Annotated in this window: 20 protein-coding genes; 11 read left to right on the forward strand and 9 right to left on the reverse strand. The window is 72.2% G+C overall.

The features are described 5' to 3' along the window. Positions 1-2 precede the first annotated feature (2 nt). The 4 genes from hutI to hutU form a co-directional block, all read right to left on the reverse strand. Positions 3-1286 carry an imidazolonepropionase gene (hutI, locus tag ACFPQ9_RS27735; protein ID WP_380858907.1) on the reverse strand — a complete coding sequence of 428 codons (1284 nt, stop codon included), beginning with the start codon at positions 1284-1286 and terminating at the stop codon, positions 3-5. Beyond that, positions 1283-2644, reverse strand: a complete 1362-nt coding sequence (locus ACFPQ9_RS27740; protein ID WP_380858910.1) for a formimidoylglutamate deiminase — start codon at positions 2642-2644, stop codon at positions 1283-1285. Before ACFPQ9_RS27740 ends, hutI begins: the two co-directional genes overlap by 4 nt. Next, entirely contained in the window at positions 2641-3843 is a 1203-nt protein-coding gene (locus ACFPQ9_RS27745; protein WP_380859469.1) for an allantoate amidohydrolase, read from the reverse strand. The genes ACFPQ9_RS27740 and ACFPQ9_RS27745 overlap by 4 nt, the downstream gene beginning before the upstream one ends. 104 nt (positions 3844-3947) lie before the next feature. Continuing rightward, the gene (hutU, locus tag ACFPQ9_RS27750) at positions 3948-5612 is read right to left on the reverse strand and encodes a urocanate hydratase (RefSeq protein WP_380858913.1); all 1665 of its coding nucleotides are present in this window, start codon (positions 5610-5612) and stop codon (positions 3948-3950) included. Between the two features lie 128 nt (positions 5613-5740). On the opposite strand from hutU, the gene ACFPQ9_RS27755 reads away from it, so the two are divergent. The 5 genes from ACFPQ9_RS27755 to ACFPQ9_RS27775 all read left to right on the forward strand — a co-directional run bounded on the left by ACFPQ9_RS27755 (position 5741) and on the right by ACFPQ9_RS27775 (position 9485). Then, positions 5741-7153, forward strand: a complete 1413-nt coding sequence (locus ACFPQ9_RS27755) for a type III PLP-dependent enzyme domain-containing protein (RefSeq protein WP_380858916.1) — start codon at positions 5741-5743, stop codon at positions 7151-7153. A gap of 182 nt (positions 7154-7335) precedes the next feature. Further along, a complete protein-coding gene (locus tag ACFPQ9_RS27760; protein WP_147999679.1) occupies positions 7336-7728 on the forward strand; it encodes a hypothetical protein in 393 nt (130 codons plus the stop codon). Continuing rightward, entirely contained in the window at positions 7725-8519 is a 795-nt protein-coding gene (locus ACFPQ9_RS27765; RefSeq protein ID WP_380858920.1) for a transcriptional regulator, read from the forward strand. Before ACFPQ9_RS27760 ends, ACFPQ9_RS27765 begins: the two co-directional genes overlap by 4 nt. Positions 8520-8598: 79 nt before the next feature. Beyond that, positions 8599-9096, forward strand: a complete 498-nt coding sequence (locus ACFPQ9_RS27770; protein WP_380858923.1) for a roadblock/LC7 domain-containing protein — start codon at positions 8599-8601, stop codon at positions 9094-9096. A 14-nt stretch (positions 9097-9110) separates the two neighbouring features. Further along, complete coding sequence (locus ACFPQ9_RS27775) at positions 9111-9485, forward strand: roadblock/LC7 domain-containing protein (protein WP_380858926.1); 375 nt, start codon at positions 9111-9113, stop codon at positions 9483-9485. Between the two features lies 1 nt (position 9486). On the opposite strand, the gene ACFPQ9_RS27780 is transcribed toward ACFPQ9_RS27775, so the two are convergent. The 3 genes from ACFPQ9_RS27780 to ACFPQ9_RS27790 form a co-directional block, all read right to left on the reverse strand. After that, a complete protein-coding gene (locus tag ACFPQ9_RS27780) occupies positions 9487-10074 on the reverse strand; it encodes a hypothetical protein (protein ID WP_380858929.1) in 588 nt (195 codons plus the stop codon). Positions 10075-10161: 87 nt separating this feature from the next. Next, positions 10162-11022 carry a MurR/RpiR family transcriptional regulator gene (locus ACFPQ9_RS27785; protein WP_380858932.1) on the reverse strand — a complete coding sequence of 287 codons (861 nt, stop codon included), beginning with the start codon at positions 11020-11022 and terminating at the stop codon, positions 10162-10164. After that, positions 11019-12527, reverse strand: a complete 1509-nt coding sequence (locus tag ACFPQ9_RS27790; RefSeq protein WP_380858935.1) for an aromatic amino acid ammonia-lyase — start codon at positions 12525-12527, stop codon at positions 11019-11021. The genes ACFPQ9_RS27785 and ACFPQ9_RS27790 overlap by 4 nt, the downstream gene beginning before the upstream one ends. 141 nt (positions 12528-12668) lie before the next feature. On the opposite strand from ACFPQ9_RS27790, the gene ACFPQ9_RS27795 reads away from it, so the two are divergent. The 5 genes from ACFPQ9_RS27795 to ACFPQ9_RS27815 all read left to right on the forward strand — a co-directional run bounded on the left by ACFPQ9_RS27795 (position 12669) and on the right by ACFPQ9_RS27815 (position 16485). Beyond that, the gene (locus ACFPQ9_RS27795; protein ID WP_380858938.1) at positions 12669-13703 is read left to right on the forward strand and encodes an ABC transporter ATP-binding protein; all 1035 of its coding nucleotides are present in this window, start codon (positions 12669-12671) and stop codon (positions 13701-13703) included. Next, positions 13700-14341, forward strand: a complete 642-nt coding sequence (locus ACFPQ9_RS27800) for an ABC transporter permease (RefSeq protein ID WP_380858941.1) — start codon at positions 13700-13702, stop codon at positions 14339-14341. Before ACFPQ9_RS27795 ends, ACFPQ9_RS27800 begins: the two co-directional genes overlap by 4 nt. 1 nt (position 14342) lies before the next feature. Beyond that, positions 14343-15011: an ABC transporter permease gene (locus ACFPQ9_RS27805; protein ID WP_380858944.1), complete on the forward strand. Its 669-nt coding sequence runs from the start codon at positions 14343-14345 to the stop codon at positions 15009-15011. 22 nt (positions 15012-15033) lie between these two features. Further along, positions 15034-15966 carry an ABC transporter substrate-binding protein gene (locus ACFPQ9_RS27810; protein WP_380858947.1) on the forward strand — a complete coding sequence of 311 codons (933 nt, stop codon included), beginning with the start codon at positions 15034-15036 and terminating at the stop codon, positions 15964-15966. Positions 15967-16038: 72 nt separating this feature from the next. Then, positions 16039-16485 (forward strand): hypothetical protein, encoded by a 447-nt coding sequence (locus ACFPQ9_RS27815; protein WP_380858950.1) that lies wholly within the window; start codon positions 16039-16041, stop codon positions 16483-16485. Between the two features lie 22 nt (positions 16486-16507). Here ACFPQ9_RS27815 and ACFPQ9_RS27820 read toward each other — a convergent pair whose 3' ends face one another. Next, positions 16508-17269 (reverse strand): SDR family oxidoreductase, encoded by a 762-nt coding sequence (locus ACFPQ9_RS27820; RefSeq protein ID WP_093746280.1) that lies wholly within the window; start codon positions 17267-17269, stop codon positions 16508-16510. A gap of 158 nt (positions 17270-17427) precedes the next feature. On the opposite strand from ACFPQ9_RS27820, the gene ACFPQ9_RS27825 reads away from it, so the two are divergent. Further along, positions 17428-18258: a helix-turn-helix transcriptional regulator gene (locus tag ACFPQ9_RS27825; RefSeq protein WP_380858953.1), complete on the forward strand. Its 831-nt coding sequence runs from the start codon at positions 17428-17430 to the stop codon at positions 18256-18258. Between the two features lie 348 nt (positions 18259-18606). Here ACFPQ9_RS27825 and ACFPQ9_RS27830 read toward each other — a convergent pair whose 3' ends face one another. Beyond that, complete coding sequence (locus ACFPQ9_RS27830; RefSeq protein WP_380858956.1) at positions 18607-19995, reverse strand: cystathionine beta-synthase; 1389 nt, start codon at positions 19993-19995, stop codon at positions 18607-18609. Positions 19996-20026: the final 31 nt, after the last annotated feature.

Raw genomic sequence — 20026 nt, forward strand, 5'->3', positions numbered from 1 at the left:
GCTCAGACCTCGCGCACGCCGCTCCGCCACACCCCGCTGACCAGCGGCACGCCCGGCCGGTAGGCCAGGTGGACATGGCTCGGGGCGTCGAGCAGGAGCAGGTCGGCGCGGGCGCCCGGGGTGAGGCGGCCGATGTCGTCGCGGCGCAGGGCGGCGGCCCCGCCGGCCGTGGCGGACCACACCGCCTCGTCCGGGGTCATCCCCATGTCCCGTACCGCGAGCGCGATGCAGAACGGCACGGACGAGGTGAACGACGAGCCCGGGTTGCAGTCGGTGGACAGGGCCACGGTGACGCCCGCGTCCAGCAGGCGGCGGGCGTCCGGCCACTCCGCGCGGGTGGAGAACTCGGCGCCGGGCAGCAGGGTCGCGACGGTACGGCCGCTCGCCAGGGCGTCGACGTCGGCGTCCGTGAGGTGGGTGCAGTGGTCGGCGCTGGCGGCGTCCAGCTCGACGGCCAGCTGCACGCCGGGGCCGTAGGTGAGCTGGTTGGCGTGGACGCGCGGGTGCAGGCCCTTGGCCTTGCCCGCGGTGAGGATCGCGCGGGCCTGGTCGCCGTCGAAGGCGCCCTTCTCGCAGAAGACGTCGACCCAACGGGCGTACGGGGCACAGGCGTCGAGCATCTCGCCGGTGACGAGGGCGACATAGCCGGCCGGGTCCTCGGCGAAGTCGGGCGGGACGATGTGGGCGCCGAGGTAGGTGACCTCGTCGGTGTGGGCGGCGGCGATGCGCAGGGCGCGGGCCTCGTCCTCGACGGTCAGGCCGTAGCCGGACTTGGTCTCGAAGGTGGTGGTGCCCTGGCGCAGGGCCTCGTGGAGGTAGCGGGTGAGGTTGGCTTCCAGTTCCCCGTCGCTCGCCGCCCGGGTGGCCGCGACCGTGGTGCGGATACCGCCCGCGCTGTACGCCCGCCCCGACATCCGGGCGTTGAACTCCCGCGTGCGGTCGCCCGCGAAGACCAGGTGCGAGTGGGAGTCCACGAAGCCGGGGACGACGGCCCGGCCACCTGCGTCGATCCGATTGTCAGTGGCGGGTGCTTTGCTTTGATCACCGGTCCACACGACACGGTCGCCCTCGATGGCGACCGCTGCGTCCTGGATCAGTCCGAGGGGGGAATTGTCACCGAGGGAGGGGTCGTTGGTGACCAGGGCGGCGATGTTGGTGATGAGCGTGCTTGCGGTGCTCGCGGAGTGGGCGGGGCTGACAGTCGTCGCGTTGCTCATGGCGTCCTCGGTTGCCTGGTCGGCGGTGTGGGGTTCGGGGGCGGTGGCGGGCGGTGGGCCCGGAGTCATCCGCGCAGGGCTTCGACGGCGTCCGCGAGGGCCTTCGGCACATCCGGTACGAGGGTGTGGGCCCCGTCCCGTACGACGTGGCGACCTGCCACGACCGTATGCGACACGTCTGCTGCCGACGCGGCGAATACGGCCGTCTCGGCCCCGAGCCGCGGAAGCGGCCCTGCCGTCCTGACCGTGTCCAGCGTGATCGTCGTGAAGTCGGCGAGGGCGCCGGGTTCCAGGGTGCCCGCCTCGTCCCAGCCGAGGGCGGCGTGGCCGTCGGCGGAGGCCGCCCGCAGCAGGGCCGCCGCCGTCCAGTGACCTCGGGTGCGGGTGCGCAGTCGCTCGTTGAGCTCCATCGCCCGTGCCTCTTCGAGCAGGTCGATCACGGCGTGGCTGTCGGAGCCGAGGGACAGCGGTGAGCCCTCGTTCTGCAGGGCGACGGCCGGACCGATGCCGTCCGCGAGGTCCCGCTCGGTGGTCGGGCACATACAGGTGCCGGTGCCGCTGCCGCCGATGAGGGAGATGTCCTCGGCGGTGAGGTGGGTGTTGTGGACGCCGGTGGTGCGGCGGCCGAGGACGCCGTGCAGAGCGAGGAGCTGGGTCGGGGTGCAGCCGTGGACCTCCAGGCACGCCTCGTTCTCGGCGGTCTGCTCGGACAGGTGCACATGGAGCGGGGCGCGCCGCTCCTCGGCCCACCGTGCCACGGTCTCCAACTGGTCGGCGGGCACGGCCCGTACGGAGTGGATCGCGGCCCCGATCCGTGCGTGATCCTGTTCCTTGAGAAGTGAAGAGCGTGCGGCCCAGGCCTCGGCGTCCCCGTCGGAGAAGCGGAGCTGGTGGGTGGTGGGCGGCTGTCCGAAGCCGGAGGAGAGGTAGGCGGTGTCGAGGAGGGTGATGCGGATGCCGGCCTCGGCGGCGGCCGCGATGAGGGCCTCGCCCATCGCGTTGGGGTCGGCGTAGGGGGTGCCGCCGGGGGCGTGGTGGACGTAGTGGAACTCGCCGACACTCGTCACCCCGGCCAGCGCCATCTCGGCGTACACGGCTCGGGCGAGCGCGTGGTAGGTCTCCGGGGTCAGCCGGTCGGCGACGGAGTACATGACCTCGCGCCAGGTCCAGAAGGTGCCGGAGCCGACCTGGACGGTGCCGCGCAGGGCACGGTGGAAGGCGTGGCTGTGCGCGTTGGCCAGGCCGGGGAGGGTGAGACCACGCAGGATCTCGGCGCCGGGGGGCGGGGTGGGGACGCCCGTGCGGACGGCGGCGATGCGACCGTCCTGGCCGGCGGCGGAGCCGCTTGTGGACACGGTGAGGGCCACGCCCGGCTCGACGTGGGTGTCGAGCCAGGCGTGCTCCAGCCAGTAGGTCTTCGATGTCACCTGCGGGCCAGCCCTTCCAGTACGTCGGCGAGTGCGAGGACCCCGGCCACGCAGTCGTCCTCGGCGGCGAACTCGGCCGGGGAGTGCGAGACGCCCGTGGGGTTGCGTACGAACAGCATGGCGGTCGGGATGCGCCCGGAGAGGATCCCGGCGTCGTGTCCGGCCCCGGTACCCAGGACGGGGACGGTGATGTCGGTGTCCTTGCCCAGGATGCGGCCCAGCTCGTCGCGCAGGGCGTGGTCGAACTCGACGACGGGTGTGAAGGACTCCCGGACGACGTCGAGCTCGATGCCGTGCGCCTCCGCGTAGCTCCGGGCCGCCTTCTCGATGCCGCCGACGACGGTGTCGAGGCTCGTCTGGTCCTCGGCGCGGGAGTCGAGCCAGCCACGCACCAGGGACGGGATGGCGTTGACGCCGTTCGGCTCGACGGCGATCTTGCCGAAGGTGGCGACGGCACCGGCGAGTTCTGCCTCGCGGCGGGCGGCGAGCACGGTCTCGGCGTACGTCAGCATGGGGTCGCGCCGGTCCACGAGGCGGGTGGTACCCGCGTGGTTGGCCTCGCCCCGGAAGTCGAACCGCCACCGGCCGTGCGGCCAGATCGCGCTGGCGATGCCGACCCGGTCGCCGGACAGGTCCAGTGCCCGGCCCTGCTCGACGTGGAGTTCGACGAAGGCGCCGATGCGGTCGAGCCGCTCGGGGTCGGCGCCGATGGACTCGGGGTCGTACCCGGCGGCCTCCATGGCACGCGGCAGGCTGATCCCGTCCCCGTCGGTCAGCTTGTGGGCGTTCTCCACGGTGAGCTGTCCGGCGGTGAGCCGGGACCCGACGCAGGCGAGCCCGAAGCGGGCGCCCTCCTCGTCGCCGAAGTTGACGATGGCGAGGGGCCTCGCGAGCTCCGCGCCCCGGCCGCGCAGTTCGTCGAGTGCGGCGAAGGAGGACACCACGCCGAGGGGACCGTCGAAGGCGCCGCCGTCCGGCACGGAGTCGAGATGCGAGCCGGTGACGACGGCGTCCCCGGCGGCGGGGTCACCGAGCCAGGCCCACTGGTTGCCGTTGCGGTCGACCTCGTAGCCGAGCCCGCGTGCCTCGGCCTGGTCCTTGAACCAGGCCCGGCAGTCGAGGTCGGCGCCGGTCCAGGCGAAACGGCGATAGCCGCGGGATTCGGGGTGCCGGCCGATCGGGAGCAGGTCGCGCCACATCTCGTGGAAGGAGGGGTGGCCGCCGGCCGCGGCCGGGGCGGCAGCCGGCGACGAGGCTTCGAGCCCCGCCGGACCGCTGCCGCTCGGCTCACCTCGGTGCTGCGTCACGCGTCGTCACCCTCGCGCATCGGGACCCGGACACCGCGCTCGTCGGCGACCGACTCCGCGATGTCGTACCCCGCGTCCACGTGCCGGATGACACCCATGCCGGGGTCGTTGGTCAGCACCCGGCGGATCTTCTCCCCGCCGAGCTTGGTGCCGTCGGCCACCGTCACCTGGCCGGCGTGGATGGAGCGGCCCATGCCGACGCCACCACCGTGGTGGAGGGAGACCCAGGAGGCGCCCGAGGCCACATTCACCATGGCGTTCAGCAGCGGCCAGTCGGCGATGGCGTCCGAGCCGTCGAGCATGGCCTCGGTCTCGCGGTAGGGGGAGGCCACCGAACCGCAGTCCAGGTGGTCGCGTCCGATCGCCAGCGGCGCGGCCAGCTCACCGCTCGCCACCATGTCGTTGAAGCGCTCGCCGGCCTTGTCGCGCTCGCCGTAGCCGAGCCAGCAGATGCGCGCGGGCAGGCCCTGGAAGTGGACCCGCTCGCCGGCCATCTTGATCCAGCGGGCGAGGGACTCGTTCTCCGGGAAGAGGTCGAGGATCGCCTTGTCGGTCTTGGCGATGTCGGCCGGGTCGCCGGACAGGGCCGCCCAGCGGAAGGGGCCCTTGCCCTCGCAGAACAGGGGGCGGATGTAGGCGGGGACGAAGCCCGGGAAGGCGAACGCCCGGTCGTATCCGGCGAGTTGGGCCTCGCCGCGGATGGAGTTGCCGTAGTCGAAGACCTCGGCGCCGGCGTCCATGAAGCCGACCATGGCTTCGACGTGCTTGGCCATGGACTCGCGGGCGCGGGTGGTGAACCCGGCCGGGTCCTTGGCGGCGGCGTCGGCCATGTCCTCGAAGGCGACGCCGACGGGCAGGTAGGCCAGCGGGTCGTGGGCGGAGGTCTGGTCGGTGACGATGTCGATCGGGGCGCCGTCGGCGAGCATCTGCGGGAGCAGCTCGGCGGCGTTGCCGAGGAGGCCGATGGAGAGCGGCCGACGGGCGTCGCGGGCCTCGGTGGCGAGCTGCAGCGCGTGGGCGAGATTGTCGGCCTTCACGTCCAGGTAGCGGTGCTCGATGCGGCGCTCGATGGCGCGCGGGTCGACGTCGATGCAGATGGCGACGCCGTCGTTCATGGTGACGGCGAGCGGCTGGGCGCCGCCCATGCCGCCGAGGCCGGCCGTCAGGGTGATCGTGCCCGCCAGGGTGCCGCCGAACTTCTTCGCGGCGACGGCGGCGAAGGTCTCGTAGGTGCCCTGGAGGATGCCCTGGGTCCCGATGTAGATCCAGGAGCCGGCCGTCATCTGGCCGTACATGGTCAGGCCGAGGGCCTCCAGGCGGCGGAACTCCTCCCAGTTGGCCCAGTCGCCGACGAGGTTGGAGTTGGCGATGAGGACGCGCGGGGCCCACTCGTGGGTCTGCATGACGCCGACCGGGCGGCCGGACTGGACCAGCATGGTCTCGTCCTGCTTGAGGGTGCGCAGCGTGCGGACCATGGCGTCGAAGGAGCGCCAGTCGCGGGCCGCCTTGCCGGTGCCGCCGTAGACGACGAGCTTGTCGGGGTGCTCGGCGACCTCGGGGTCGAGGTTGTTCTGGAGCATCCGAAGGGCGGCTTCCTGCTGCCATCCCAGGGCACTCAGTTCCGTACCGCGCGGCGCTCGGACGGGGCGGGGTCCTGACATGGTCTGCCTCCCAGCGGACTGTGACTGCGGACTGTTGAGGTGGATATTCACATCCTGGCTTCCTGAATAGAACTAGTCAATAGAGCGGACCGCCAGCACTGCCGCCCCCGCGGTGTTTGGCTGGATGCATGGGCTCGTACAACGACACGACGGGGGATGTTGTGAGCGACGGATTCGAGATCCCGGCCGAGGACGCGCAGCGGGTGGCCAGGCGCGACGAGGCGGTGCGGGCGGCCGTGGAGCAGGGGCTGCTCGGACCCGGCTCACCCATCGTCGGCCTGCTCGACGTCACGGGCATCCGGGAGTCGGCGGCGGCGCTGCGGGCGGCGTTCGACGCGGTGGTGGCGCCGGGCACCCCGGTGCTGCACGCCTTCGCGGTGAAGGCGACCCCGCTGGTGCCGGTCCTGCGGCTGCTGCGCGAGGAGGGCATCGGCGCGGAAGTTGCCAGCCCGGGTGAACTGGCGCTGGCGCGGGCGGCGGGGCTCGGCCCGGAGGTGACGGTCCTGGACTCCCCCGCCAAGACACCGGCCGAGCTGCGCGAGGCGTTGGCGCTGGGCATCGCCGTCAACGCCGACAACCCGCAGGAGCTCGCGCGCATCGACGCCCTGATGGGGTCCGCCGCCAGCCGCTCACCGCTCGGGATCCGGGTGAATCCGCAGGTCGGCGGGGGTTCGATCGAGGCGACATCGACGGCGACGGCGACCTCGAAGTTCGGGGTGGCACTGCGCGACGAGGGGGCGCGGGAGTGGGTCGTAGGGGCGTATCGGGACCGCCCGTGGCTGACCCGGCTGCATGCGCACACCGGCTCGCAGGGCATCCCGCTGTCGCTGATGGTCCAGGGGGTCGCGCAGGTGTACGCGCTGGCCGAGGAGATCAACGGGCGGATCGGGCGGCGGCAGATCGACACCCTCGACATCGGCGGCGGGCTGCCGGTGAACTTCGCGTCTGACGCGACCACGCCGACGTACGCGCAGTACGCGCGGCTGCTGAGCGAGGCGGTGCCGGGGCTGTTCGGCGGGCGCTACGGCCTGGTCACCGAGTTCGGCCGGTCGCTTCTCGCCAAGCACGGGACGATCGTGGCGCGGGTCGAGTACGCCAAGAGCGCGGGCGGGCGGCCGGTGGCGGTCACCCACGCGGGCGTACAGGTGGCCACGCGGACGGTGTACGCGCCGGGGAGCTGGCCGCTGCGGATCGCCGCGTACGACGGCAAGGGGCACCCGAAGGACGGTCCGGACGTGGTGCAGGACGTGGCCGGGCCGGCCTGCTTCTCCGGCGATCTGCTGGCCGAGGGCAGTGCACTGCCGCTGCTGGAGCAGGGCGACCACGTGGCGGCGCTGGACACGGGGGCGTACTACTTCGCCCACCATTACGCGTACAACTCCCTTGCGCGGCCCGGCATTTACGGCTTCGCACCGGACGGCGTAGGCGGCATCGCCTTCGCGACGGTGCGCGAGCCGCAGTCGCTCGACGAGATCGTGGCCGAATCGGGCGGGGCGCACGCCGCGTCGCTCACCACCCTGCGCACCCCGCGGCGCCATTGACGCACACCGTAGCGAAGCAGTAGGCCATACGTGATCAACTGGCCCGAAAACAGGGCCAGTTGACCCACGTTAGCCTCCCGGCGCATGTTCCACTGGAAAATGCCCGAACGCTCACTCGCCGCACACACGTTGCGTAGTTTGGCCGTCACTCAGCCGAACCCCGAGGCGGGAGGGGAGCACCGGTGCCCGGAATCGACGAGTGCCTGCTGGAGACGATGCGGCTGCCCGGTGCGCGAGGCGCCGCGCTGGTCGACTGGACCAGCGGGCTGGCCCTGGGCACCGTGGGCGATCCACCAGGAGGAGATCATGAGACGGCGGCGGCCGAGGCGGCCGAGCTGGCGCGGCTGGCCGCCGAGCAGGGGGCTTTCGGGCCCGAGGACGGCACGGGCACGGTGGATCCGCCGGTCGAGGACCTGATCCTCAGCAACCGGGACAGCTATCACGTGCTGCGGTTCGTGCCGACGTCGTTCGACAGCAGCGTGTTCCTGTACCTGTGGCTGGCCCGCGCGGACGGCAATCTCGCGCTGGCCCGTATCCGGCTCGGCGAGATGGCCGAACGGCTGGTGCTGGGATGACCGTGGTCGCGAGCACCCCGCCGCCGCGGCTGCCGGTCCGGGACCGGCAGGTCGCCCTGACACAGGCCGGGGGCGGCGTCTCGCCGATGCTGACCCGGCTCGCCGAGGAACGGGCCACCGGCGTCCTGAACCGCGAGCACGGCACGCTCCACCTGGCCGAGGGCCGGGTCGTGCACGCCGAGAGCCCGCTCGCGCCCAGCCTCGGCATGCTCCTGACGGCCCACGGCGACCTCGACGCCGAGACCTGGCAGGACGTCGAGAACAGCGCCGACGAGGGCCGGCTCCTGGGCCACGGCGTCACGCCGGGCGCGCTGGAGCTGGCGCAGGTGAGCGCCCTGTACGACGCCGCGTACTTCGCGCTCGGCCCCAGCAGCACACCCGGCCGCTTCCGCTACGGCACCGCGCACTGGCTCGCCTCGGTGCATCCGGTGCCGGTGGCCGAGCTGGAGCGCGAGACGCTGCGCCGCCGTGCCCTGCTGCGCCACATCTGGCCCGACCCGGCGACCGACGGCGCGCCCCTGATCCGGGCCGACCCGGTCGCGGCCCCCGCGGTGCCGTCCCGGCAGGCGGCCGTGCTGGAGCGGGTGAACGGCGTGCGCAGGGCCGCGGACATCGCCCGGGAGCTGGGCAGGCCGACGTTCCACACGCTGGTGCACATCAGACGGCTGGCCGCCGCGGGGCTGGTGTCCCCGCAGCCGCCGCCCGCCCCGGATCCCCCGCCCGACGACGCCGCCGCCGATCCCTACGTCGCGCTGCTGAAGAGGGTCAGGGATGCGCTGGAGGCCCTTTGACCGCAGACCCTTCGAGGACCGCGAGCCGGGTGGGGCGCCTCGCCCACCGCAGCGGTCCCGAGCCGAGAGGAGAAACCTGATGGCGGCCGAGGCCCCGATACTCGACGAGTTCCGCCGGCTCAGAGCCCGAGTGCCCCAGCTGACCGGAGCGCTCGCGGCCGGCGTGGACGGCCTCGTCCTCGCCCATGACACGCCCGGTGTGGAACCGGATGGCCTCGCCGCGCTGACCGCCGCCGCACTCGGCGTCGCGGTGCGGATGACGGACGCGACCGGCCGGGGCGACCTGCGCGAACTGCTCGTCCGCGGCACCGGCGGCTATGTCGCGACGTACGCGGCGGGCCGCACCGCCGTGCTGACCCTGCTCGCGACGGACGGCGTCAACGTCGGCCGGCTGCATCTGGAGGGCCGCCGGGCCGGTGCCCGTATCGGGGAGCTCGTCGACGCCGAGGCGCTGCCCGCGCGCAGGAGCCCGGCCAAGAGCTCCGCGAAGGAGCCCGCCAAACCCATGCCCACCCGTACGAAGACCACGCGTTCGGCACGGACGACCGCCAACGCGCGCACCACTACCGAAAGTTGAGAGGAAGACACGTCATGGCCAACACCGAGACCACGCTGAAGGAATGCCTCGCCTCGATCGAGGGAGCGACCGGGGTCGCGCTCGTCGACTACACCAGCGGGATGGCGCTCGGCACGCTCGGCGGCAGCAAGACCTTCGACCTCAATGTCGCCGCCGCCGGCAACACCGACGTCGTCCGCGCCAAGATGCGCACGATGGAACACCTCGGCCTCAAGGGCGGCATCGAGGACATCCTGATCACCCTCTCCGACCAGTACCACCTGATCCGGCTGATCACCGGGCGCGGGGGCAACGGCCTCTTCCTGTACCTGGTCCTCGACGGCAAGCGGGCCAACCTGGCGATGGCCCGGCACCAGTTGAGGAAGATCGAGGAGGACCTGGAGGTCTGACCTAGACGAGCGCCGCGGTGCGGCGGCGGGCCCCGCCCGGGGCCGCGTCGCCCGCGGCGACACCCGTGGTGCGGTAGCCCTTCACGGCCTTGCCCGCGGGGCGGCCGCCCCGGCCGTCGAGCCAGTCGACCCGCGCCCACAGCAGGGCGTTCTCGGCCCGCTCCCGCCGCCCGAGCCACGCCGCCTTGAGCCGGAGCCCCGCTCCGCACCCCGCCAGCAGCATCCCGCCGGCCGCCGGTACGGCGAACGCGCTGCCCAGTGCGGCGAGGAACGCCGCCGCCAGCCACCAGCGGTGGCCCCGGCGCCAGTTGCGCACGGCGACCGCGCGGTCCTGGAGCACGTCGTGCTTGCCGGCCCGGGTGGCCGAGCCGATCAGGGCGGTGTAGCGCCTGCGGCGCACCGACGCCACCACGACCGGGGCGACGATGAACAGCGCGGCGCCGGCCAGGACGCCGATCCTGCGGCCCGTGACGCCCGGCACCAGCACGCCGATGCCCGCCGCGAACACCCCGAGCCACCACAGCGGGGCCGCCCCGGCCCGTACGACGACGGCCACCCGGGCCAGTCCCTGTCCTCCACCGCGTGCCACGCTCCGCCTCCCGTCTCGAGCCGTCCAGCCGCTGTGCGCACGCTAGCCAGCCAATGTGAGACGAGCCTTAAGAAACCGTCCGGGAACTCACTCGACGAACAGTCCCCGGCTCGCCGCCCGCGCGTCGAACTCCTCCAGTCGCGCCTGGGCGTCCGGCAGGTCGTCGCACATCGCCTCCAGCAGGACCCGCCCCAGCAGCATCGGCGCGCAGGCCGTGTCGAAGGCGAGGCCGGTGCCGACGGCGGCGGGCAGCAGCAGATCGGACACCTTGGCGACCGGCGCGAACGCGGAGTCCGCGACCGTCACCACGGTCAGCCCGGCCTCCTTGGCGTAGGCGAGGGTGTCCACGACCTCGCGCGGATGCCGGGGCAGCGCGAAGCAGAGCAGGGCCGTGGCCCCGGCCCGTACGGCGGCGTCGATCCGGTCGTGGATCATCGTGCCGCCCTCGTCCAGCAGCCGTACGTCCGGATGGACCTTGGCGGCGAAGTACGAGAAGCCGTACGCCTGGGAGGCCGCCGCGCGCAGGCCGAGCACCGGCAGGGGGCGAGAGGCGGCGAGCAGACGTCCGGCCTTCTGCACCGGGCGCGGGTCGGCCAGCACCTCCGCCAGATGCCGCAGGTTCTCGATCTCGGCCTCGACGGCCTGCTGGTACTCGTTGTACGAGCTCGCGTCCGGGGTCTGCTCCACGGGCGCGACCTCGCGCAGGTGCCGGCGCAGCGCCGGGTAGCCGTCGAAGCCGAGGGCGACGGCGAAGCGGGTCACGGACGGCTGGCTGACCCCGGCGAGCTCGGCCAGCTCCACGCTGGACAGGAAGGGCACGTCGGCGGCCCGCCGCACCATGCTGTGCGCGATGCGCCGCTGGGTCGGCGTGAGCCGGTGCCCCTCGAAGAGCGTCTGAAGTCGCGCGGCGGGGCTGTCCGTCCCGCCCGTGTTCCTGTCCGCGCTCATGCCGCGCTCCCCCTCCAGATCTCCGTGAACCGGTCCAGCAGTGCGGCCGCCGCCGTCACGTCGTCGGTGAGCGGACGGTCGGCCAGGTCGTCGTCGAGCGCCGACTCGGCCAGCTCCATCGCCCGGCCGATCGGAAGCTCGGCGTCGGGCCTGAGGCCGCGCTGGCGCAACGCCCGTACCGCGGCGACGAGTTCGCAGCCGACGACCAGACGGTACGCGCCGCACGCGCGCAGTGTCTGCCGTGCGGCGAGCGAGGCGAAGCTGGCCTGCTCCTCCACGCCCCGGGAGAGTACAGCGTGGCCGAGCGAGGCGGGGGCGGAGAAGGCGCGCAGGTCACCGAGGGCGGCAGCGGCGGCGTACTCCAGGATCATCACGCCGGACGAGGCGGGTTCCTGGTCGGCGAGGAAGGGCTTGAGGCGGGTGTAGGCGGGCTCGTTGAGAGTGGAGAGGCGGGAGGTCGAGAGGCGGGCCACCTGGGTCAGCGCCAGCCTGAAGTGGTCCAGGGCGAGGGCGAGTTGGGCCTGGTAGAAGCCGCCGTGGTGGTAGGCCGCCATGTCCTCGGGGGAGATCAGAGGGTTCTCCGCGGCGGCATTGATCTCCACCGCGAGCACCTCCTCCAGGGCGTCGGCGGCGTCGTGCGCGGGGCCGTGGATCTGGGGCAGGCAGCGGAAGCCGTACGGGTCCTGGATGCGGCCGAGTGGAGGGGTCGGCCGGTCCTCGGCGCCGATCAGCTCGCGCATCCGGCGGGCGACCTCGGTGCTGCCCCGGTGCGGCCGGGCGGTGTGCACGGGGGCGGCGTACGCCTCGTGGGAGCCGTCGACGGCGAGCAGGGACAGGGCGGCGACGACCTGGGTGGCGGCGATCAGGCCGCGCAGTTCGTGCAGGGCGAGGGCGGCCTGGCCGAGGGTCAGGGCGTTGCTGCTGATGAACGCGAGGGCGTCGTTGTTGTCGAGCGGCTGCGGCTCGGGTGCCCCGGTGCCGCGCCAGGGGTGCTCGCCGGCCAGCGCGAGGCCGGTCTGCGCGAGCGCGGCGAGGTCGCCGGTGCCGACCGAGCCGAACTCGTTCACCACCGGGTGGGCGCCGCTCTCCAGTGCCGCGCACAGGGCGGTGATGACGGTGGGGCGCAGGCCCGCGCCGCCGGCCAGAAGCTGGTTGGCGCGGACGGCGAGCATGGCCCTCACCTGCCGGGCGGGCAGTTCCTCGCCGATGGCGCCGGCGTGGCTGCGCAGCAGGCGCAAACCGTGTTCGGCGGCGGCCTCGGTGGGCACGTCCTCGTTCCGGTTGGCGCCGACGCCGGTGGAGCGGCCGTAGACGCGGCCGGTCGCGGCGATGAGGCGGGCGGCGTCCCAGGACTCCTCGGCCCGTTTCATCGCGTCGGTGGCGGGGACCGGCCGCGCGCTCCCGTCGGCGAGACGGGCGACGTCCTCGACGCCGAGCCCGATCCCGTCGAGGACGACCAGTCCCGTATGGACAGATCCCGACGCGTCCACGATCCGAGACGACATCAAGCCCAAACTCCCCTCAACCCGGACATCAGATCTCGCGCTTCAGTCATCCGTTACTCCGGATTTACACCAACCCGTTGACAAGTTATTCACCTACCGAGAACTCTGCATGACGTTATACAGCCGGGCAAGGGACATCTCATGATCCAGTTCGACGCGGTCCACAAGCGCTTCCCCAACGGCACGACAGCAGTCCACGATCTCTCTCTGGAGATGCCGGAGGGCGGCGTGACCGTCCTGGTCGGATCCTCCGGTTGCGGCAAGACGACCACACTGCGGATGATCAACCGGATGGTGGAACCGACCTCCGGCACCATCCAGGTCGGCGGCAAGGACGTCACCCGGCAGGACGCCGCCGAGCTGCGCCGCTCCATCGGGTACGTCATCCAGCAGGCGGGCCTGTTCCCGCACCGCACGGTGCTCGACAACATCGCCACCGTGCCGCTGCTGCTCGGCTGGAGCCGCGGCAAGGCCCGCGCCCGCGCGGCGGAGCTCCTGGAGACCGTCGGTCTCGCGGCCGACGCGGGCAAGCGTTACCCGCACCAGCTCTCCGGCGGGCAGCAGCAGCGCGTCGGCGTGGCCCGCGCGCTGGCCGCCGACCCGCCCGTGCTGCTGATGGACGAACCGTTCGGCGCGGTCGACCCCGTCGTGCGCACCCAGCTCCAAGACGAACTCCTGCGCCTGCAGAAGGAGTTGAGCAAGACCATCGTCTTCGTCACCCACGACATCGACGAGGCCGTACGGCTCGGTGACCAGATCGCGATCTTCCGCACCGGCGGCCACCTGGTGCAGTGCGCCTCCCCCGCCGAGCTGCTCGCCCGCCCCGCCGACGACTTCGTGGCCGACTTCCTCGGCGCCGAGCGCGGTCTGAAGCTGCTGAGCCTGCGCACCCTCGCGGACGTCCCGCAGGGCCCCGCGCCGGAGGGCGGCATCTGGAGCCTGGTGCTCGACGCGGCGAACAAGCCCCTGCACTGGGCGTCCGAGGACACCGAGATCCCCGTACGCCCGCTGACGGACGGCGACTCGCTCCTCGCCGCCCTCAACGAGTCCATCGCCTCCCCCAACGGCCTGATAGCCCGCGTCGACGCGGACGGCCACCTCACCGGCGTCTCCTCCCGCGACGACATCCACGAGCACGCGGGCCAGGCGCACACGGAAGCCAGGGTGACCGCATGACCATCGACTGGTCGTGGATAGGCGACCACACCGACGACCTCACCACCCTGACGCTCTCCCACCTCCAGGCCGCGCTCGGCGCCGTCTTCCTGGGCGTGGTGATCTCGCTGCCGCTGGCGGTGATCGCCCACCGCATCCGCCCCCTGCGCGGCTTCCTGCTGGGCCTGTCGAACGTCCTGTTCACGATCCCCTCGATCGCGATCTTCGTGCTGCTGCTCCCGGTGTCCGGTCTGACCCGCACCACGACCGTGGTCGGCCTGACGGTCTACACGCTGGTGGTGCTGCTGCGGAACACGGTCGAGGGCCTCGACTCGGTCCCGGTGAAGGTGAAGGAGGCCGCGAAGGCGATGGGCACGCGCCCGCTGCGCACCCTCCTCACCGTCGAGTTCCCGCTCGCGCTGCCCGTGATCATGGCCGGCGTGCGGATCGCGACCGTCATGTCCATCTCCCTGGTCTCGGTCGCGACCTATATCGGCGACGGGGGCCTCGGCCAGCTCTTCACCGACGGCTTCCAGCGCAACTTCCCGACCCCCGTGATCGTCGGAGTGGTCCTCACCCTGCTCCTCGCGGTGGTCGCCGACGCGCTGCTGGTCGGCCTTCAGTACGTCCTGACCCCGTGGCGGAGGCGGCGAGCCTGACATGTACGAACTCTTCAAGAACCTCGGCGCCTGGCTGGTCGCCGGCGAGCAGTGGTCCGGCTCCGACGGCATCGCGCACCGGCTGGCCGAACACCTCCAGTACTCCCTGCTCGCCACGCTCATCGCGGCGGCGATCGGCCTCCCCCTCGGCCTGCTGATCGGCCACACCGGCAAGGGCGCCTTCCTCGCGATCAACCTCGCGTCCTTCGGCCGCGCCCTGCCGACCGTCGGTCTGGTGGTGCTGGTCTTCCTGGCCGGCGGCCTTTCCATGCTCCCGGTCTACGTCGCTCTGGTCGCCCTCGCGGTCCCGGCGATCGTCACCAACACCTACGCGGGCATGACGGCCGTCGACCCGGACGTGAAGGACGCGGCACGCGGCCAGGGCATGCGCGGCCACCAGGTCCTGCTCCAGGTCGAACTGCCGCTCGCGCTCCCGCTGATCATGACGGGCCTGCGGCTGGCGCTGATCCAGGTCGTCGCCACCGCCACCATCGCCGCGTACGTCTCCTTCGGGGGCCTCGGCCGCTACGTCTTCGACGGCCTCGCCCAGCGCGACCTCGTGCAGGTGCTCGGCGGTGCGGTGCTGGTCGCCGTGGTCGCCGTCGTCCTGGACCTCGCCCTCTCCGGCCTCCAGCGCTTCCTCTTCCGCCACCGCACTCGCACTGCCTAGGGACCCATCGATGAACCTTCCGATGAACCGACGTACCCTCCTCGGCGGCCTCTTCGCAGCCGCCTCCGTCCCCGCACTCGCCGCCTGCTCCAGCGGCATCACCTCCCTGGAGGGCGAGGGCTCCGCCGGCTCCGGGGGCGGCTCCAGCAAGGGCGGCATCACCATCGGCACCGCCAACTTCACCGAGAACCAGGTGCTCGGGTACCTCTACGCCGCCGTACTGGACGCGGCCGGCGTGAAGGTCAGCGTCCGCCCCAACCTCGGCACCCGCGAGATCCTCATCCCCGCCCTCAAGGGCGGCGACATCGACCTGCTCCCCGAGTACCAGGGCGCCCTGCTGCACTACGTCGCGCCCAAGGCGACGGCCACGGAGGAGGGCGAGATGCAGAACGCCCTCACCATGTCCCTCCCCAACGGCCTGCAGGTGCTGCCGTACGGCAGGGCCGAGGACTCGGACGCCTTCGTCGTCACCCGTGAGACGGCCGAGAAGTACGGCCTGGCCTCCCTCGCCGACCTGAGGAAGCAGAACGGCAAGCTGGTCATCGGCGCGGCGCCCGAGGTGAAGAAGCGGGAGGTCGGCGCCGTGGGCCTGAAGGACGTCTACGGCGTGGAGTTCAAGGAGTTCAAGTCGCTGGACTCCTCCGGACCGCTGGTCAAGGGCGCCCTGAAGAAGGGCGACGTGGACGTGGCGAACCTCTTCACCACCGACACCGACATCCAGGCCAACGACTGGGTGGTGCTGACCGACCCCAAGAACCTCATCCCCGGCCAGCACGTCGTCCCGCTGATCGCCGACCGCAAGGCCGATTCCGCCGTCCGCAAGGCCCTCGCCGAACTCGGCAACACCCTGACCACCGAGCAGCTGACCGAGCTGAACCGGCTGGTGGACAAGGACAAGAAGGACCCCGAGGACGTGGCGAACGCGTACGCGAAGGAGCACGGCCTGGCGAAGTGACGGCTGGCCCCCTGACGAACAGGGGGGCTAACCCCCGTGCGGCCCGCGTCCCAGCTCCCTACCGTGGGGCGTATGACCGGAATGGACGCGCGGGACACCGAGCTCAAGAAGGAACTGAACGCCACCCTGCAGGCACGCAGGGAACTGGGCGACGAGTACGAGTCCGCGCTGGTCGACTCGTTCATGGAGAAGGTCGACCAGCGCATCGACGGGGCTGTCGAGCGCCGGGTGCGGCGGCAGCTGGCCGAGCAGCAGATGGTGGTGGCCCGGGGCGCGCGGTCGCCGAAGCCGACCGACTCGGACTCCTTCGGTGAGCGCTTCGGCTTCGGCATCGTCACCATGATCCTGGCGGTCCCGCTGTCCGGGATCGGCGGCGGTGTGGCCGGGCTCAAGGGGCTGCTGGTCACCTGGATCGGCATCGTCGGAGTGAACGTCGTCCAGGCGGCCCGCACCAACCCCGGAATGTTCAGGGGCTGGCGCCGCGGGTCGGCCAAGGACGAGGACCGCTGGGAGGACTGAGCCCGGCGGGGGACCGACGGTCTCACGCCTGCCGGGTGGGCATCGCCATGATCTGCCGCAGGTTCACATGCCGCGGCCGGCTCACCGCGTACGCCACCACATCGGCGAGTTCCTCGGCGGCCAGCGTGCCCACGGCTTCCAGCATGCCGTCGACCTGCCCCGACACCTCGGCGTTGTCGGTGTGCAGCCGCAGCTCGCTCTCCACGAACCCCGGCTCCACATTGGTCACCCGCACGTCACGCGGCCCGAACTCGGTGCGCAGGCACTGGGAGAGATGCGTGACCGCGGCCTTCGTCGCCCCGTACACCGCGTAATTGGGGAACGCGAGATGCGCGCCGACGGACGAGATGTCGACCAGGTCGGCCGTGCGGCCCTCGCCGGCCGCCGCCACCAGGTCGCCGGTGAACGCCCGGATGACGCGCAGCACCCCGGTCACGTTGGTGTCGATCATCCGCTGCCACTCGTCGAGCCGCCCCGCCTCCACGGGGTTGCCCAGCATGACGCCGGCGTTGTTGACGACGAGGTCGACGGGCCCGTACGCCTCATGGATCCGCGCCACGGCGGCGGCCACGGACGCGTCGTCGGTGACGTCCGCGACGACGGCCAGCGCGCTGCCGCCGCCCGCGGTGATCTTCGCGGCGACCTCCTCCAGCCGCTGCTCACGCCGGGCCAGCAGCGCCACCCGTGCGCCCCGCTCGGCGAGCAGCACGGCGACGGCCTCGCCGATCCCGCTCGCCGCTCCGGTCACGACGGCGGTACGGCCGGTCAGGTTCTCGTACGACATGGGACTCCTCCTGGGTGAGGGAGCCGCCGGGGCCTCTCCCCGGCGACTGGCGAACACCCCTCACCCTCGGCCGCCGCGCCGGCCCTACCCAGGGATGCGTTGTTCCTGTGTCTGGCAGTACCAGGCTCACGGCCGGGCGCGCGGCTACGCTCGAACCCATGGACGGGGACCTGGGAGACTTCCTGCGCTCGCGCCGCGGCCGGATCCGGCCGGAGGAGGTGGGCCTGCCCTCGTACGGGCGGCGCCGCGTCCCGGGCCTGCGCCGCGAGGAGGTGGCGCAGCTGGCCGGCGTGAGCGTCGACTACTACGTCCGTCTGGAACAGGGCCGCGGACAACGCGTATCCGACTCCGTGCTGGACGCGATCGCCCGGGTCCTGCGGCTGGACGAGACGGAACACACGTATCTGCGCACGGTGGCCCGGCCGCGGCGCGGGCGGGATGCGCGCAGACCGGAGGCGTCGCGGGTGCGGCCCGGTGTCCAGGCACTGCTGGACGGCATGGACCGCACGCCCGCCTTCGTCATGGACGCCCGCATGGACGTCCTCGCCTGGAACTCCCTCGCGGACGCGATGAACGGCTACAGCCGTGCGGCCCCCGCCGGGCGCAACATCCCCCGGCAGGTCTTCCTCGGCGCGGACGCCCGCACCACGTTCCCGGACTGGCCCGAGATCGCCGCCCAGGCCGCCGCGCACCTGCGCCTGAGCGCCGGCCACCGCCCTGATGACACACGGCTGGACGCGCTCATCGACGAACTGTCGGTCAAGAGCCCGGACTTCCGCCGGCTGTGGGCGGACCACCAGGTCAAGGCGTGCATGTCGGGCACGAAACGCGTCCACCACCCGCTCACCGGCGTGCTGTCCCTGCCGTTCGAGACCCTGACAGTGCCGACGGACCCGGACCAGACGGTGGTGGTCTACACGCCGGAGCGGGGCTCGGAGACGGCGGAACGCTTGGCCATGCTGGGGAGTTGGGCCGCGACAGCGCGCTGAGGCGACCGAGGCTGCCGGAAGAAGAGGTGCGCGGGGACCGCCGCACCCCCGTTTCCGGGGGGCGGGACGACGGCGGTCCCCGCGAAGGACGCGAGCCGGGTCAGGGCCGGGCCTGCACGTCCGTGGCGTCCATGGAGGTCCGGGAGCCGCTCCGGAGGTCCTTGGACGTTCGGCGTCGGCTCGGGCGGGGAGCCGCTCCCGCCCTGCCGACACCCACTAATGTGCCGGACCCGTGTTAAGCGGGTGCTGCGTGAACGTGACGCGCTCGTACCAGTTCCGCGACGGTGCGAGCGGCCCCGGTCACCGCACGTTCGCCGCGGCCACGCCCCGTTCACCGCACGTTCGCCGCTACTTCCCGCCCTTGGCCAGGAAGGCCAGCAGGTCCTGACGGCTGATCACACCGGTCGGCTTGCCCTCGACCAGCACGATCGCCGCGTCCGCCGCGCCCAGCACGGACATGAGGTCGCCGACCGGCTCGCCCGAGCCGACCTGCGGCAGCGGCGGCGACATGTGCTTCTCCAGCGGGTCGTCGAGGGAGGCCCGCTTGGTGAACAGGGCGTCCAGCAGCTCCCGTTCCACGACCGAGCCGACGACCTCGGCGGCCATGACGTCCGGGTGACCGGCGCCCGGCTTCACGATCGGCATCTGCGAGACGCCGTACTCGCGCAGCACCTCGATGGCCTGACCGACCGTCTCGTCCGGGTGCATGTGGACGAGGGAGGGGATGGCGCCGTGCTCCTTGTCGTTGAGGACGTCGGCGACGCGCGCGCTCGGACCCTCGTCCTCCAGGAAGCCGTAGTCGGCCATCCACTCGTCGTTGAAGATCTTGCTGAGGTAGCCGCGCCCGCTGTCGGGGAGGAGGACGACCACGACGTCGTCCGGCCCGAGCCGCTCGGCGACCTCCAGCGCGGCGACCACGGCCATGCCGCAGGAGCCGCCCACCAGCAGGCCCTCCTCGCGGGCCAGGCGCCGGGTCATCTGGAAGGAGTCCTTGTCGGACACGGCGACGATCTCGTCGGCGACGGTCCGGTCGTAGGCGGTCGGCCAGAAGTCCTCACCGACGCCCTCGACGAGATACGGCCGCCCGGAGCCGCCCGAGTACACCGAGCCCTCGGGGTCGGCGCCGACGACCTTGACCTTGCCGTCGCTGATGTCCTTCAGATAGCGGCCGGTGCCGGAGATGGTGCCGCCGGTGCCCACGCCCGCCACGAAGTGGGTGATCTTCCCCTCGGTCTGCTCCCACAGCTCGGGGCCGGTCGAGTGGTAGTGGGAGAGCGGGTTGTTGGGGTTGGAGTACTGGTCCGGCTTCCACGCGCCGGGAGTCTCACGGACCAGCCGGTCGGAGACGTTGTAGTAGGAGTCCGGGTGCTCGGGATCCACGGCGGTCGGGCAGACGACCACCTCGGCTCCGTAGGCCCGCAGCACATTGATCTTGTCGGTGCTGACCTTGTCCGGGCACACGAAGATGCACTTGTACCCCTTCTGCTGGGCCACGATCGCCAGGCCGACGCCGGTGTTGCCGCTGGTCGGCTCGACGATGGTGCCGCCGGGCTTGAGCGCGCCGCTCTCCTCGGCGGCCTCGATCATGCGCAGGGCGATGCGGTCCTTCACGGAGCCGCCGGGGTTGAAGTACTCGACCTTGGCCAGGACGGTCGCCCGGATGCCCTTGGTCACGTTGTTGAGCCTCACCAGCGGGGTGTCGCCGACGAGACTGATCATCGAGTCGTGGAATTGCACCGTTGTCTCCGGATGCTGCAAAAGGTGTGGT

This window comes from Streptomyces coerulescens, from assembly GCF_042657965.1.
Lineage (GTDB): Bacteria > Actinomycetota > Actinomycetes > Streptomycetales > Streptomycetaceae > Streptomyces > Streptomyces coerulescens.

Bases quoted from the DNA above. Each gene is read 5' to 3' on its own strand.
- hutU (WP_380858913.1), bottom strand. From the start codon at position 5,612: ATGTCAGGACCCCGCCCCGTCCGAGCGCCGCGCGGTACGGAACTGAGT.
- ACFPQ9_RS27800 (WP_380858941.1), top strand. From the start codon at position 13,700: ATGACCATCGACTGGTCGTGGATAGGCGACCACACCGACGACCTCACC.
- hutI (WP_380858907.1), bottom strand. From the start codon at position 1,286: ATGACTCCGGGCCCACCGCCCGCCACCGCCCCCGAACCCCACACCGCC.
- ACFPQ9_RS27805 (WP_380858944.1), top strand. From the start codon at position 14,343: ATGTACGAACTCTTCAAGAACCTCGGCGCCTGGCTGGTCGCCGGCGAG.
- ACFPQ9_RS27755 (WP_380858916.1), top strand. From the start codon at position 5,741: ATGGGCTCGTACAACGACACGACGGGGGATGTTGTGAGCGACGGATTC.
- ACFPQ9_RS27770 (WP_380858923.1), top strand. From the start codon at position 8,599: ATGGCGGCCGAGGCCCCGATACTCGACGAGTTCCGCCGGCTCAGAGCC.
- ACFPQ9_RS27815 (WP_380858950.1), top strand. From the start codon at position 16,039: ATGACCGGAATGGACGCGCGGGACACCGAGCTCAAGAAGGAACTGAAC.
- ACFPQ9_RS27775 (WP_380858926.1), top strand. From the start codon at position 9,111: ATGGCCAACACCGAGACCACGCTGAAGGAATGCCTCGCCTCGATCGAG.
- ACFPQ9_RS27765 (WP_380858920.1), top strand. From the start codon at position 7,725: ATGACCGTGGTCGCGAGCACCCCGCCGCCGCGGCTGCCGGTCCGGGAC.
- ACFPQ9_RS27745 (WP_380859469.1), bottom strand. From the start codon at position 3,843: ATGTGGCGCGACCTGCTCCCGATCGGCCGGCACCCCGAATCCCGCGGC.
- ACFPQ9_RS27810 (WP_380858947.1), top strand. From the start codon at position 15,034: ATGAACCGACGTACCCTCCTCGGCGGCCTCTTCGCAGCCGCCTCCGTC.
- ACFPQ9_RS27825 (WP_380858953.1), top strand. From the start codon at position 17,428: ATGGACGGGGACCTGGGAGACTTCCTGCGCTCGCGCCGCGGCCGGATC.
- ACFPQ9_RS27820 (WP_093746280.1), bottom strand. From the start codon at position 17,269: ATGTCGTACGAGAACCTGACCGGCCGTACCGCCGTCGTGACCGGAGCG.
- ACFPQ9_RS27795 (WP_380858938.1), top strand. From the start codon at position 12,669: ATGATCCAGTTCGACGCGGTCCACAAGCGCTTCCCCAACGGCACGACA.
- ACFPQ9_RS27785 (WP_380858932.1), bottom strand. From the start codon at position 11,022: ATGAGCGCGGACAGGAACACGGGCGGGACGGACAGCCCCGCCGCGCGA.
- ACFPQ9_RS27790 (WP_380858935.1), bottom strand. From the start codon at position 12,527: ATGTCGTCTCGGATCGTGGACGCGTCGGGATCTGTCCATACGGGACTG.